The sequence below is a fragment of the Maribacter aquivivus genome (genome assembly GCF_900142175.1).
Lineage (GTDB): Bacteria > Bacteroidota > Bacteroidia > Flavobacteriales > Flavobacteriaceae > Maribacter > Maribacter aquivivus.
In genome coordinates, this window is the sequence record NZ_FQZX01000001.1 from 883239 (window position 1) to 901110 (window position 17872).

The following is a 17872-nucleotide window of genomic DNA, read 5'->3' on the forward strand; positions in this document are numbered from 1 at the left end:
ATATGGAATCCTCTTTAATCATACAATTATTTTCATTTCTACGACCCTTTTTTTGACAGAACACACACCATATTGTAATTTAATTGATACTGCATTTATGTCGCTTTCGGCTAAATCATCATCATTTCGTAACAGGATTACATTGAATATTTTATTTTTTAAAAGCCAAATTCATTGATAAAAATTAAGGGGTTTTTAAACGATAATTGCCTCTTTAAAATTCAAAAATTATCAGTTTGTTTTGAGAATATGAACAACTTAAATTTATCTATTTTCCACAAAAGGTAAAATATTAAAGTTGCGCTAGTGCTTACTTAATCGTTGAAATACACTCTTTTCTAAAAAACGTAAACCCATTCTATTTGCTGTTTCACAACAGAAAACATCGTTGCTACAACAATAAATTCTTTAGCCAACTAGTATGGTTAATATTTGTTATTGGAAAATTCCCCATTGAACGATGCGATATTGATATCGAATGATAGGAAGGCTTCAACAAATTTACAAAATGACCAGACTGACTCAATTTTTAGATTTTACCAAACACACTTCTCTCATGGGAAAACAGTACTCAAAATATTTATTTTTCATTTTATTCTTGGCACTAGGTTTACAAACCGTCGTTTCACAGGTTAAAAATGATTTCGACGTTCGTTACGAAGCTGATATTCGAGGTGAACTTACCTTTATTGCCAACAATATTGTTAATAGACGTGTTGTAGAAAGAACAGCGGGGCGTTGGGTTAGAATTGGTAGACGAGAGTGGCGATATGAAACCTATACGATACCTGGAGCTTCACCGAATGAACCTTATAATGATACTGGTAGCGGTTCTACTTCAAATGATTCATTTGATATGAATTACATTGATGTAGATGGAGATTCTTCTACATTTAGTTCAAGTAGTGCTACACTTACCATACCTAATATTGAATGTGCATTAGTTAGATATGCTGGTTTATATTGGGGTGCTGTTTATACTGACTCAGACAGATCTACCATTGATGATATTAAGTTTAAGTTACCAGGTGGAGAATACCAAAATATTACCGGAGCTGAGGAAATTTATGATGGATTTGGTGATTCTGATTTTGGGTATTACTCTCCTTATGTTTTTTATAAAGATGTTACTTCAATGGTTTCGGCAATGCCAAACCCAAATGGAGAATATTTTGTAGCCAATGTTCGTGCAGATACGGGTAATAGTATAAGTGGAGGAGTTTCAGGAGGATGGCAAATGGTAGTTGTCTATGAAGATCCTAATTTACCCGGCGATAAATTCATTACCACTTTTGATGGTTATGCAGGTATTAAATCTGGCGAAAGTGTTGATATTCTTGTTGATGGTTTTACGACTTTACCAGCACCGTTTCCGGTATTTGCTAATATGGGTGTTGCCGCTTTAGAAGGAGATAACGCATTCGGAAGTCCAGATGGATTAGGGGGCGACGCATTGCAAATTAATGCAAATGGGTCTTTTACAACATTATCAAATGGAGAGAACCCAAGAGACAATTTCTTTAATTCTAGTATAACTCAATTTGATACGCAGTATACAACAAGAAACCCAAACAGTATAAATACATTAGGTTGGGATGTTGACCTGTTTGAAATACCAAATGGTGGTGCTAGTAATACGATTATACCTAACAGTGCGACTAGTGCAACTTTAAGGGCAACCTCTTTACAAGATAAATATGATATTTTCTTTACATCGTTTGATGTCGATATTATTGCTCCGAATATTCTCTTGAAGAAGGTTGTAAGGCAACATGGTAGTGATTATGGTGATGATAGTGGTATTATAACTGGACAAGGTGTAAACTTAGGTCAAATTATAGATTACGAGTTAAATTTTGAAAATATAGGTAATGATGATGGCTCTGGGTATACCATAAGAGATATTTTACCAATTAATGTAGGTCCACAAGGTAACCGAAGTTTTTTCAATGCTTCAGATTTTTCATTTCCTGCACCTATTTGTGAAGGCAGCCCAAGAGTTTGTCATGAGATTACATATACCTATGACCCGGCAACGAGAGAAATTGTTTTTAATATACCAGATGTATATGTAAACCAAGATGACGGCGACTATTCTTTATATTTTACCGTACAGGTTGCTGAAGACTGTTTTGATTTCATTGATGCGTGTTCAGATAAAATAGAAAATTTAGCTTATGGAACTTATACGGGTGTACAAAATTCAGCAGTAGTTACAGATGACCCGAGTGTTTCTGATTTTACCTCTTGTGGTTTTATCGTGCCAGGTGCAACCAATTTTCTTTTAGATGATCTTGCTGCATGTAATTTTGAAAGATCAACAGAACTTTGTGGTTTAGACACTCAACTAAATGCTGGTAACGGCTTTGATTCATATATATGGTACCGTGATACTGACAATAATGGTGAACTTAATACTGCTATTGATGTCGAAATTAATGATGGTGATCCTGACAATGACCCAAGTACAATTACGGTTTCTCAAGTTGGCACGTATATAGTTGATAAAATTATAGCTGATCCATGTAAAGGCTTTAAAGAAATTATAACAGTAGTACCATTTGGTTCTGGAGCAACTCCAAACCCGGTAACGGAGTTTTTTAATGAAGTTAATAGTGATACCGACCCAAGTAATAATATACCTGGTGAAATAGTTAACTGTGTAGATGGTACTCAGCTTCCAAAAATATTCTTATGTGGTATTAACGATTCTCAGCCACTTACTGTTAATATAGTTGATGCGCAAAGTGTTACTTGGGAATTATTAGATGAAGGTAGTTGTGGCGTAAATGCAGAGGCTGGTGAAGATTGTGCCAATAGAGCACTTACGTGTACATGGTCAGAAGTTGGTACAGGTAGTAATTACACCTTGAATGCACCAGGTGAGTACAGACTTTCTGTAATATATGATAATGGATGTATAAGCCGTTTTTATTTTAAAGGATTTCAAAATACAGTTGATTTTGGAGAACCAACAAAACGTGACATTCTTTGTGATACCGATGGCAATATAACCATACCTGCTAGTAATGGTTATGCTTTTCAATTGGTTGATGCATTAACTAATAACATTATAATTCCTTTTAGTGCTAATAATGGTTCTAGTTTCGATTTCGGACCTGGCGAAGGTGGTTCATATAGAGTTGAATATACTCCTGTTGACAACAATGGCGATGTTATTGTAGATGCATGTGTTTATTCTACCGATGCTATAGCCGTTCGCGAACGTACAGTTAGTTACGAGGTTGAAGTTACACCAGAATCGTGTTTTAATTTAGGAACAATCAATTTACAAATTTCGAATGCAAACCCACCATATGCATTTGAGATCAGAAGAGATGATGGTGCAAACGGCGGACTAGGTACTCTTATAGATAGCCAAAATGGTCATGCAGATAATAACTATACTTTTACAGATGTAAGCGCTGGTGATTATATAGCTTATATTTCTACAGATGATGGTTGTTCTTACAGTGAAGCAGTAACTGTTATTGACGAAAATGACCTAGAACTTACTGCAAGGGTTTCTCAACATATAACTTGTAGAGAAGGTAATATTTTAATGGATTCTGAAGGGGGTAAAACCCCACATACCTATGCTATTTGGTCTTATGTTGATGATTCTGGCACCGTGGTTACATCTTACCCAACGTATGCTGATATTCCAGCAACCGACTTTCAATCTAGTCAAATATTTGACATTTTAAATCCTGGTGATTATGTTTTTGTAGTATTAGATAGAAATGGTTGTTACAGTGAATCCAATACGGTAACGATAGAGTTTCAACCTGCTGCAGAGTTCGATGCTATTACCTTAGTAGATGTACTTTGTTTTGGAGAATCTACAGGAAGAATTCAGTTTAATTTAATAGATAATAACGGGTATCAATTAACATTCTCTCTTTTTGATTCTGCAAATCAACCTTTAGATGAAAATACAACAGGTATTTTTCCAAATTTGGCAGATGGTGATTATAGAGTTGTAATCAACCAAAGAAAAGGAAGTGCATCATGTGACTATGAAGAGAATTATACAATTTCTGCACCTACTTCTGCAGTTAGTGGTACTTCGGTTCTGATTCAAGATTATACATGTTTACAAGAGGGTATTATCGAGGCACAAAATGTTACCGGGGGTACTGCACCATATGAATATAGTATTGACGGAATCAACTTTATTCCAGATACAACTGCGAATGCAAATCGTTTTGAAAATTTAACGGATGGTACTTATACCGTTACCATAAGAGATGCGAGCGATTGTACATTCCCAACTAATCAAATTGTAATTGACAGACCAAATCCACCAACAGATTTAACAATTGTGGAGTCTCAAATTACATGTCCTACGGGAACTGCTAACTTAACTGTAAACGCCATTAATGGTGCTGCACCATATGTGTATACGATTACTGCACCCTCTGCTCTAACCCCTACAAGTACTTCAGTAAATGAAGCTGTTTTTGAAGGTTTAGCGCCAGATACATATACTGTAAGAGTTACTGATGCCGATGGTTGTTTTTATGAAGAAAACTATACGATAAATGCGATTAACCCAATATCTGCAAGCGGGCAAACAACACAACCAATTAGTTGTTTTGGTGCTGCAGACGGTATTATTCGTTTTAATGTAAACTTCCAAGCGGGTCAAAACTTTACATATACAATTACTGGTCCTGCTGGCGTTGAAAGAACTGGCGGTACTGAAGCTTTAATCGATAATATCAACAACTTAGCTGCTGGTATTTATACCATAGACATTGTTGATACAGATACCAACTGTACATATACTGCTTCACATGAATTAGAAGGTCCGGCTTCGGCATTGGCAATTTCTAGTTTAACAGAAATACAGCCTAGCTGTACATCAGCCGGTAGTGTAAGTGTTCTTGCAACAGGCGGATGGGGTAGTTATGTATATGAATTAAGCAATCCAGATGCTACTGTATTTGGTTCTAATGCTACAGGTTCTTTTAATGGATTAACTCAATCAGGAACCTATAACGGTACAATTACAGATGCTAATAACTGTAGTATTCCATTCACTTTTGATTTAAATCCGGCAACGGCACCAGTTTTAGTAATTACACCAAATCAAGATTGTTTTGATGATGCTGTATTATTGACTTTGACGGCTAGTGTTTCTTCTGGCGGCGATGGTACTTTTGAATATAGCTTAAATGGTGGTGCATTTAGCAGTACCAGTGTATTCCCTGGATTATCAGCAGGAACATATACTATTGATGTTAGAGATGGCAATAATTGTACAGGTACAGAAAGTATTACAATAGACCCGGCATTAACAGTAAGTGCGAGTGCAAGTAATATTACTGCTTGTGGTACCGATACTGTTATCGATATTTCTGCCGCTGGTGGAGATGGTAATTATGTATATGCAGTGGTGGATGACGGAGTTATACCAACTGCGAGCGACTTCGGTATAAACAGTTCAATTTCAGTTACCGGTACAGGTGATTACGATGTATACGTTAGAGATAATAGTGGAAATGTTGATTTCTGTGAAACACCATTTGATATTACTATTGATCAAGATATTCCAGTAGCCGCAACACCAACTGTTGTAGATGTTACTTGTTTTGGCGGTACTAATGGTAGTATATCTTTAGCCCCAAGTGGTGGCGAAGCTCCTTATACCTATAGTATTGATGGTGGCAATTTTGGCACCGTAAGTTCATTTAATAATCTTACTGCAGGTACATATGATGTTAGAGTAAGAGATGTAAATAATTGTGAAGCTATCTTATCTGTTCTTGTAAATGAGTTACCTGAAATAGTGGCAGAAAGCGTACAAACAGAAGCGTATACATGTAACCAATTAGCAGAAATTACCGTTGGTAGCGTAACACCTACAACCGGTGGTTCTGGTTCTTATCAATATAGCTTAAATGGTGGCGCTTGGACGGCGGCTACTGCTGGCGGTACAGTTTTTACCGATTTGACAGATAATACGTATCAGGTTCAAGTAAGAGATGCAAATAACATCAATTGTGTTGTAACTCTTCCAGAAATTATCATTGCTCCTTTACCAACAGTACCTTCTTTAAGTAGTAGTGTTGCTTATAGTTGTGATGGAACAGGGATTATTACAATTCTTCCAGATGATCCAACGTATACATATAGCATTGATGGTAATACGCCTCAAATAGGTGATAATGTTTTTAATAATGTATTAGTTGGTCAACATACTATTACCGTAGATTATGGTAGTGATTGTACTACGGATATTGTTGTAGATGTTCAAGATGGTTTTGCTTTCGAAGCAGCCTTTCTCTCTTCTAAAGATTTAGATTGTAATGCAGATAATTCTGGTTCGATAACTTTTGAAGTTGATAATTATGGCGCAAGCGGATTCGAATATAGCTTAGATAATTTTGCTAGTATTTTAGGTAGTACTACGGTATCACCGCAAACAATATCTGGACTTGCAGCTGGTAGTTATAGAGTTTATGTTAGAGAAGCAGGTAGTACTTTACCAGGTTGTATAACATTTTTCGATGAAACTATTGATGAGCCAACATTGGTTGTTGCCGATGCAGATCTTACACAAGATTTTACATGTAACAATGGTGGGGCAGAAATCACTGCAAGTGCTACAGGTGGTACTCCAGGATATACGTATCAATTGGAAGAAGATGTTCTTGGGATTGTGACTGCTTACCAAACAGATGCTGTTTTTAACGGTTTGCCTGCCGGTACGTATTATGTTCGTGCTAGAGATACAAATGGTTGTTCAGACTTAAGTGATACACCAATTGTAGTTACAGCACCAGAAATACCAGTTTTCACTTTACAGGAAACAATATGTTATAGTGGTAGTAATGATGCAACTATTGTTGTAGATGTTACTGCAGGAAATGGTGATTACCAATTTAGAATCAATGGTGGTTCTTATGTAACCCCGGCTCCAGTAAATGCTACGACATATACGTTCACGGGACTTTCAAACGGTACATATACTGTTGAGGTTACCGATGCTTTTGGTTGTGATGCTCCGGCTCAAACAGTAACCATAGAACAACAAGTTACGGTTAGCGCAAGCGCTAGTACAATAACGGCTTGTGGTACTGATAGTGAAATTAATATTACCGCTGCAGGTGGTGATGGTAATTATGTATATGCGGTAGTTGCCAATGGTGCAACTCCAACAGCTGGCGATTATGCAGCAACCAATCCAGTTACCGTTTCTGGTGCTGGAGATTATGATGTTTATGTTCTTGATAATAATGGAGGCACAGATGCGTGTCCTGCAATGTATGATATTAATATAGACCAAGATGTTCCTGTAGCAGCAACACCAACGGTTGTTGATGTTACTTGTTTTGGTGGTAACAACGGTAGTATTTCTTTAGTACCAAGTGGTGGTGAGGCTCCATATACCTACAGTATCAATGGCGGTACTTTTGGTACCGTAAGTTCATTCAATAACCTTACGGCAGGTACTTATGATGTTCGAGTAAGAGATGCAAATAATTGTGAGGTGGTATTATCACTTCCGGTAAGCGAGTTACCAGAAATAGTAGCAGAAAGCGTACAAACAGAAGCGTATACATGTAACCAATTAGCTGAAATTACAGTTGGCGGGGTAACACCTACAACTGGTGGTTTTGGTTCTTATCAATATAGCTTAAATGGTGGTACTTGGACTGCAGCAACTGCTGGCGGAACTGTTTTCACCGGTTTGTCTGACGGTACATTTACAGTTCAAGTAAGAGATGCAAACAATATTGCATGTGTAATTAGTCTTCCTAATATTATTATTGCTCCATTGCCAACAGCTCCTTTATTAAGTAGTTCTGTTGATTATAGTTGTGATGGAACAGGAGTAATTACAATTCTTCCAAATGATGCAACGTATGCATACAGCATTGATGGAAATACTCCTCAAATTGGTAACAATGTATTTAACAATGTATTAGTTGGTCAACATACCATTACCGTAGACTATGGTAGTGATTGTACAACAGATATCATTGTTGATGTTCAAGATGGTAATGCTTTTGAAGCTGCAATTTTATCTTATGAAGATTTAGATTGTAATGCAGATAATTCTGGTACGATAACTTTTGAAGTTGAGAATTTTGGAGCAGGTGGTTATGAGTATAGCTACGACAGTGCTTTCGCAACTATTGAAGGCAGCGATACCCTTGCAACACATCAAATAACTGGTTTATCTCAAGGTACTTATACAATCTATGTTAGAGATGTCGATAATCCAATTGCTGGTTGTACTGAAATATTGACACAAATAATAAATGAACCTGCAGTTTTAACCGTTTCTAATACGGCAACACAACCTACATGTATAGATGACGGTGCTGTAGATATTACGGTAACAGGTGGTACTGCTGCATATTCTTATATAATTGAATTGCCAGATGCTTCGTTAACGCCAGCACAAAACACAGGAATATTTACAGGTCTTGATCAATTAGGTTTACACACGATTACTGTTACCGATGCTAACGGATGTACAGATACGGATACATTTACCTTGTTAGCACCAGCTATTCCGGTAGCCAGTATTTTGCCAAGTTCAGATGTGTGTTTTGACTCTTCTGTGACTGGGGCAGCAACTATTGAAGTTGGTGCAACTGGCGGTTTGGCTCCATACACCTATAGAATGGGTACGGGTACATTTACTACTTCTAATACTTTCTCAAGCCTTACGCCTGGTAGTTATATTTTTGAAATTAGAGATGCCAATGGTTGTACAGATACAGTAACTTTTGATATTGAGGCTCAATTAACGGCTAACCTTGCTTTAACTAAAGATCTAGATTGCTCGGCTTCACCAGAAGCTAGCATGAATTTAGTAGCAACTGGCGGCTATGCCCCTTACACTTATGAATTGGAGGTTAATGGCGGTGGCTTTGCTGCTTTTGCAGGAACGTTCCCATATTCAACTTCAACAGTTGGTACATATAGATTTAGAATAACAGACGACCAAGGTTGTACTGCTGTTTCTAATGTAGTTACGGTTACAGCAACGGTAAACCCTGTTGCAACAGAAACGGTAACGAACCCTACTTGTTTTGGTGATTCTAATGGTATTGTTGAAATTAACGTTGATCCTAATTTTGGGTCATCACCATATGAAATTAGTTTTGATGGTAGTGCTTTTACAAGCCAAAGAGTGTATACTGGTTTAGTTGCTGGCACATATAATTATATTGTTAGGGATTCTAAAGAATGTATTTATAACGGCAGTGCAACTGTCGCCGACCCTGTATTGTTCGATGCAAATGTTGTGGCTACAGATGTTAGTTGTGGTGCTACTGGCGATATACCAGGTAGTATTGAAATTACGATTACAAGTGGTGGTGAGCCAAATTTTACATACACGCTTTATGACAATTTAAATAATTTAGCTGCAACTACAAGTCCAAACCCTGTGGTAAATACAACGGCAACAGTGGTTAATTTCGGCGGCTTGGCATTCGGAGATTACTATGTTCGTGTATTAGATGCTAATGGTTGTGAATTTTATCAAAACCCAGTTAGAGTACTTTCTAACCCATATTTATCAGTAGATGCAGTAATACCAGCTGTAAGCTGTATTACTGGTGGTACGGCTGAACTTACAGCTAGTGGTGGTTCAGGAAATTATGATTTTACGATTTATGGCGCAGGTACTCCTCCAGATGCTGAGGCCGCAGGAGCTAACCCTAATGAAGAGGTAGCTACGTATAACGGACTAAACCCTGGTCAGAAGTATGTGTTCCAAGTAATTGATGCAACAACTGGTTGTTCGAGTTTCATTGAGGTCGATATCCCTAATTTATCGGCTATTGATGTAGTACCGACGCCAACAGTAACCGATGTGGCTTGTTTCGGTGATACCAACGGTTCTATAGCTTTCCAATTTGAGGGATATGATACTTCGGTTACTACCATTAATTTTGAAATAAGAGAAAGTATAAGCAACACACCATTAGGTGGTGCATATTCAGGTAGTGTAACAGGTCCTATCGGTCCTGGTCCAACACCTACAGAAACAGTTTCTGGTATTCCTCCTGGAGATTATGTCCTATTCTTCCAAGAAGCGGCTACTCCTGAGTGTACAAATACATTTGAATTTAGAATATTAGAGCCTAACCCTGTGACATTGACGTTGGCAGACCAAAATAATGGGTACTGTTCAGAAGATGCTAATGTGACAGTTATCGCTGGTGGCGGTAACGGTTCTTATACGTACGCATATGTTGAAAAGGGAGTTACTCCGGTAGCTGGCGATTATGGTACTAATAACTATGCTGAATTAGATCCTTCTACAAATACAGAATGGGATATTTATGTAATGGACGGAAATGGCTGTTCAACCGCCCTACCAATAGATGTTACTATTGCAGATGACCCAACACCAGCTATTTCTGGTTTGGTAATCAACCAATGTACTGCAGATGAAGGTGACTTTATTATAGAAATTACATTAGATGGCGAAGGGTCTCAACCATACACACTAAGTGTAAACAGTGGTTCATATCAGTCTTCTACGTTAACTACTGCTGGTTCAACGCATCAGTTTACTGACCTTAGTTCTGGAAATTATACTGTTCAGGTTCGTGATTTTAACGGATGTGGAAATGTGGAAAACATTCAGATTTTTGCCCCAGTTTCTATTTCTGCTGAGGTTGTGGCACAACCATCTTGTGCTGAAGGAGACGGTGAAATCTTAATAAAAGGTTTTGGCGGTTCTACAAATTATGAATACGAATTATTTGAAGGTGGCGTAAGTGTAAACGGAGCTCCACAACCATTGGCTAGCTTTACAGGTTTAGATTCTGGTACGTATACTGCATTTGTATATGATACTACGCTAAGTGGATGTAGTGCTCAAACAGTTATTGAACTTGAATTGGCTACACCTGTATTATTTACTACGGTGATGACAGATGTTACTTGTTTTGGTGATTCTGATGGTACTATCGTTGCTACATTGGATGCATCAATGGATAATCCTGTTTATGAATATCAATTATATATTAGAACAGCTCCATTAACATTAACTCCGGTTGGTACGCCACAAACAACAGGTACGTTTACAGGGTTACCTGCAGAAGATTATGTAGTTGGTGTTACTTCTGGTAGAGGATGTGAATTAGAAGTTGATAGTCCGGTAGGTACTCCGTTACAAATAACTAATGTAAGTGCAGACGTTGTTGAATTCGGATGTACAGTGGGTAATAATTCAAACAATGCAACGGTTACCGTAGATACTGCAGCTATTACAGGCGGTAGTACTACTTATGTTACGTATGAGTTTATAGATAGTAGTTCAGCTGTTGTTCAGTCTGGTCCATCAAACGTATTAACGGTTACCGATAGAACAGGGGAGACCTATACTATTAATGTTTATGACGATAAAGGATGTTCAGGTAGCACAACGGCTACGGTATTGCCTTATGATGAACTTACAAGTGCAACGGCAAATGTAACAACAACTGTTACGTGTGCGCCGGGTAGTGATGGTGTAATTACGGTTACAGCAACATCTACTGCTAGTGATGATACGAAATATGAGTATAGTATTAATAACGGTTCAACTTATGTTCCTACCAACGTCTTTGGCGGATTATCTGCTGGAAACCATAACTTCTTAATAAGACATACGGATACAGGTTGTATACTAACTGCTTCAGCTATTATTGAAGAACCAAATACGTTTACTATCGATGTTGTTAAGACAAGTGATGTAGTTTGTTTTGGAACGAACACAGGTGAAGTTACTTTTGAATTGATCGATGCTACGTATAACACAGGATTCGATTGGGAAATTTTCCGTACTGATAACACTTCAGTTGATAGTGGTTCAGAATTGGCAAATGGTCCAACTCCAATTATTAACTTAGGTGTTGGTGAATACTATGTTTCTATTTCACAGGCTAACAATCCGTTCTGTACTAATGTTGAATTTTTCAATATAGCAGGTCCTGATTCCGATATTACAGGAAATACTGTAATTACAGATATTACTTGTGTTCCTGGAACTGACGGTTCAATTACAATTACTGACGTAGTCGGTGGTTGGGGTGGCTATACGTATTATGTAGGTTTAGGTGTTCCTGCTACTACAGATTTCGTAGCAGATGCTGCTTTCACAGGATTAGGAGCTAATACATACCAAGCTTGGGTTCGTGATGCAGAAGGTTGTGAAAGATTAATTCAAGACAATATTGTACTTGATGTTCCAGATCTTATTGATGCCGATTTACTTGTTACTGTAGAGAACTGTACAAACTTACAGGGCGAAGTAACCGTAAGCAACGTAATTGGCGGACAAGGAAGTAACTATACATATCAATTGGTAATGGACGGTTCTAATTTCCGAGCACCACAAAACACGCTAGTTTTTTCAGGTCTTGGTGCTGGCATATATGAAGTAATTGTTTCAGATCAATGGGGTTGTACATTTACAACAGATCCAGTAGAATTATATGAGCAATTAAGCGCTACTACTTCGGTAGATAAAGCAATTGACTGCACAAGTATACCAGGCGGTACAATTACGATTAATGTAACGGGTGGTTCTACAAACCTTGAATTTACTATGACACCTCCAACCGGTGCTGCAGTAACTCAATTGAATGACCCAACATTTACAGGTTTAACCGTTGATGGTAATTATAGTTTCTTAGTTAGAGATTTAGATACCTCAAACCCTGTTTGTGAACTAACGGTAACGCAAGAGTTAGCTCCTGCAATTCAGCCGGTATTTACAGATTCTCATATAGATATTACATGTTTTGGGTCTAATGATGGTTCAATTACATTGACACAAGTTGAAAATGGAGTTAATCCGTTGACATTTACAATATCTCCTGTAGCAGGAACATTTAACCCAAGCAACAATACGTTTGAAGATTTACCTCCAAATACGTATGTTGTAACAGCAACAGGAACCAATGGTTGTAGTTCGGTATCAGGTAATATTATAATTGATGAACCAGCATTAATTTCGAACATCAATACTTCGGTTGTAGAATTCGGTTGTACTGTAGGTAATAATCCTAACAACGCTACAATTACAGTTGACGAGGTTGCCATAACCGGCGGAAGCGGTAACTATGTAATCTATGAGTTTGTAGATAGTAGTTCTGCCATTGTCCAATCTGGTGCGTCTAACGTATTGATTGTTACGAATAGAGCAGGTGATACGTATACTATCAATGTATATGACGATAAAGGATGTTCTGGTAGCACAACGGCTACGGTATTGCCTTATGATGAAATGACAGGAGCAACAGCTGCGGTAACGACAACAGTTACTTGTGCCCCAGGTAGTGATGGTGTAATTACGATTACAGCAACATCTTCTGCTAGTGATGATACGAAATACGAGTATAGTATCGATAACGGTTCAACTTATGTTCCTACCAATGTCTTTGGCGGATTATCTGCTGGAAACCATAACTTCTTAATAAGACATACAGACACAGGCTGTATCGTAACAGCTTCAGCTATAATTGAAGAACCAAATACGTTTACTATCGATGTTGTTAAGACAAGTGATGTAATTTGTTTTGGAACTAATACTGGTGAAGTAACTTTTGAATTAATTGATGCTACATATAGCACAGGATTCGATTGGGAAATTTTCCGCACCGATAATACTTCTGTTGTTAGTGGTTCAGAATTAGCAAACGGTCCAACTCCAATTATTAACTTAGGTGTAGGTGAATACTATGTTTCTATATTACAAACAGACAATCCGTATTGTCCCAATGTTGAATATTTCAATATTGCAGGTCCTGATACTGATATTACAGGAGATACTATAGTAACAGATATTACATGTGTACCTGGAAATGATGGTTCAATTACAATTACTGACGTAGTTGGTGGTTGGGGTGGCTATACGTACTATGTAGGTGTAGGTGTTCCTGCAACTGTAGATTTCGTAGCAGGTGCTACTTTTAATTCGCTTACAGCTGGTACATACCAAGCTTGGGCTCGTGACGCAGAAGGTTGTGAAAAATTAATTCAAGATGATATTGTTCTTGATGTTCCAGACCCGATAGCGGCAATACTAGAAGTAAACATAGAGAACTGCACAAACTTACAAGGAGAAATTGAAGTGAGTGTGCCTACTGGCGGACAAGGAAGTAACTATATATACCAATTAAGATTAAACGGTACTGATTTCCGTGCACCACAGAATACCAGAGTATTTGCAGGCTTAGGTGCTGGTAGTTATGACGTAGAGATTATTGACCAATGGGGTTGTCCTTTTACAACTAATGTGGTGGTACTTTATGAGCAAATGGATGTTTCTACGACAGTAGATAAGTCTATTGATTGTTCATCAATACCAGGTGGTGAAATCACGGTTAACGTAACCGGTGGTTCATCAAACCTTGAGTTTATAATGACACCTCCAACAGGTCCAGCAGTAACACAGGCGAATAATCCAATCTTTACAGGTTTAGTTGCTGAGGGTACATATAGTTTCTTAGTAAGAGATTTAGATACTACAAACCCTGTTTGTGAGAGAATAGTAACTCAAACATTAGATGCACCAGTAGACCCAGTACTATTAGACGCGACTATTGTAAACGTAAGTTGTTTCGGTGGTACAGACGGTAGTATTAGAGCTAACATTGACCCAGCTACGAATACGAATCCTGAGTATCAATATGAATTATATGATATTGCTGATTTGGTTACTCCGATTGCAACACAGACTAATCCGTTATTCAATGGTTTACCAGAAGGTGAATATCAAGTAAGAGTTATTTCTAGTAGAGGTTGTGAAGACATTAAAAATGAAACTATCACACAACCGCTAGAATTAACAGTTAGTGCAGTGGCGACAGAATTTAACTGTTCAGCAGATAATAGTGTTAACACCGCAACGATAACGGCAACTGCTGGCGCAGGTACAGGTACTGCACCATACTTATACAGTATAGATAATAACATCTTCCAAGCACAGAATACATTCAATGTATCTGATACAGGAAGTGCACAAACTATAGATGTTTATGTAAAAGATGCCAAAGGTTGTACTACGTTCGATACGGTTACAATTCAACCTATCAACACGTTCACAGCTTCTATTGCTCAAGATGCGGCTATTAACTGTACTGTTGATGAAACAATTACAATTACTGTTGCAGATAATGGTTTGGCACATAACTATGGTTATGAGTTGTTACCAATAGGAAATACATCGGCTACGTTTATCAGCTCAACAGCAACTTCTGCAACGTACGATTTAAACACTGTTGGCTCTTATGTATTTAGAGTTACAGATTTAGATACTGGTTGTTATGTAAATACAGCTAGTTATACGGTTGCTCCGTTCGATTTTATTACGGCAACGGCTACTCCGGTATCAGAGGTTACGTGTTTCGGCGATGCAAACGGTAGCTTAGAAATTGATATTGATGGATATACTGGTAATTATACGTACGAGGTCTTCAATGCTGCAGGTGTTTCAGTAATAGCATCAACTGCAACTGACACTAGTGTTAACCCAAGAATAATAACAGGATTATCTGGCGGTAGCTACTATGTTACTATTACAGAAACCGATATTCCTTTATGTTCTGAAGACACTAATAGCGTAACTATAATTTCTCCAGACAGACCTTTAAGTGGAACTATATCAAAATTAGCAGACGCTACTTGTACAAATGACCAAGGTGAAATTAGAGTAGAAGTTGAAGGCGGATATAAGCCATATGATATTGTATTAACAAACACTACAACTGGTGATGTATATACAATGGATGATGTCAACGAGGGAATCTTTACAGATTTGGCTGCGGGAGCTTATACAGTAAATATTACCGATGATGCAGGATGTGTAGTAAACTATACAGAAACATTGGCAGCAGCGACTCCAATAGTGGCAAATGCTACTCCGCTTGTAACAGACTTAGCTTGTTATGGAGATACAGGTGCTGTTGTTACTGCAAATGTAACAGGTGGCGGTAGTGGTAGTTATGAATACCAGTTGAATTATTACGATGCAACCGGTACTACGATCACAAATACAACTGGAGCACAAACGAATCCTAATTTTAGAGATTTAGGTGCAGGTTTCTATAGTGTTACTGTAGTTGACGGATGGAATTGTGATACCACAACTAATACAGTTGAGGTAAGAGAGCCAACTGAAGTACAGGCTAGTTTAATAAGAACCGATGCATTAACATGTGCACAAGGTGCAGAATTTGAACTTACCGCATCAGGTGGTAGTGGTTCATACGAATACAGTGTTGACAATATCAACTTCTTACCAATGACAGGCAATGTAGTTTACTTGCCAGAAACAGGTACGTATCAAGCGGGTAGATATCAATTCTATGTACGTGATGCAATTAACGGTTGTGAGTCTGCAATATCTAATGCAATTACAGAAAGCGAAATACCGCCATTATTGTTATTTGTTGATGAAACTGCTGCAGTATTGAATTGTACTGGCGAAAGCACGGCTATTATTTATGCAACTGCTGATGGCGGATTAGGAAACTACCAATATGAATTGTTTACAGATAGTTCTTTAAGCGTAGCTTCTAGAATTGCTGGTCCACAGTCTCAAGGTGTGTTTAGAGATTTAGGTGCAGGTACATATTATGTTACTGTAATTAGTGATGATTGTGAAACAGCACCAGAAACTGTTGTTATTGATGAGCCAACACCATTGTCTTACACAGAAAACGTAATAGATATTACATGTTCTGGTGAAAATGATGGCGAAATTACAGTTACACTTTCGGGTGGAGCTGGTGGTTATCAATATGCGATTTCTCCGAACCTGAATCAATTTTATTCAGATGGTACATTTACCGAATTGACTCCAGGTGAGTATACAATCATCGCACAAGACCAAAATGGTTGTTTCGAATACTTGACATATACTATTTCAGAGCCGTCAAGTTTAGAAGTAACCGCAGTTACAACACCAGAAATTTGTGTTGACAGTAATGATGGTTCTATCATTCTTGAAATAACAGGAGGTACTGCACCTTATAGCACAGCACTGAATTCTAATGACGATGCAGACTTTGTATTGAACAGAACAGAATTCTATGACATGGCTGCAGGTAATTACTTAATAGTAATTAAAGATGCTAATGGTTGTGATACTAACGTTGTAGTTGATATTGAAACCGGTGTAAACCTTAATGCTACCGTAGTGCCTATTTATGAATGTTCTAGTGATACACCAGATAATTTTGTAAATATCACTTTAGAAGATGATAGTGTAATCGGAGATGTGCTTTATGCGATAGATTCTGTTGATCCAGCTGCTTTTCAGTTGAATCCTGATTTTAGAAACTCGGCACCAGGTAACCATTATATTACCATTGCACACTCTAATGGCTGTTTACAGACAATTGACTTTGTAATAGAAGCATTTGAGCCATTGACACTTGTTTTGGAGCAAAATAACATGAATGAAATAACTGCTGTTGTAGAAGGTGGTCGAGAAGGCTATACGTACTACTTTGATGGTTATGACAATGGTGATAATAATATATTCTATGTTACAAGAACAGACACCTATGAAGTGCGTGTTGTTGATGAGAACGGATGTTCTACTATTGCTAACATTTTTATGGAGTTCATAGACATAGAAGTTGATAATTTCTTTACACCTAATGGTGATGGGCAGAATGATTTATGGATCCCTAGAAACATTGAACAATACCCTCAAATACTAATAAAAATATTTGATCGTTATGGTAGAGTGGTTTCCGAACAAGAAGTTGATTCTGAAGGTTGGGATGGAACATACTTAGACAACGAATTGCCAACCGGAGATTACTGGTATGTAATTAAACTGAACGGCGATCGTGATGAAAGAGAATTTGTTGGACACTTTACTTTATACCGTTAAAAA

General features: G+C 37.7%; 1 protein-coding gene. It reads left to right on the top strand.

Going from position 1 to position 17872, the window contains the following annotated elements; translation table 11 throughout:
* Nucleotides 1-508 precede the first annotated feature (508 nt).
* On the top strand, nucleotides 509-17869 hold the full coding sequence (locus BUC31_RS03865) for a T9SS type B sorting domain-containing protein (RefSeq protein WP_073241424.1): 17361 nt from the start codon (nucleotides 509-511) through the stop codon (nucleotides 17867-17869).
* Nucleotides 17870-17872 lie beyond the last annotated feature (3 nt).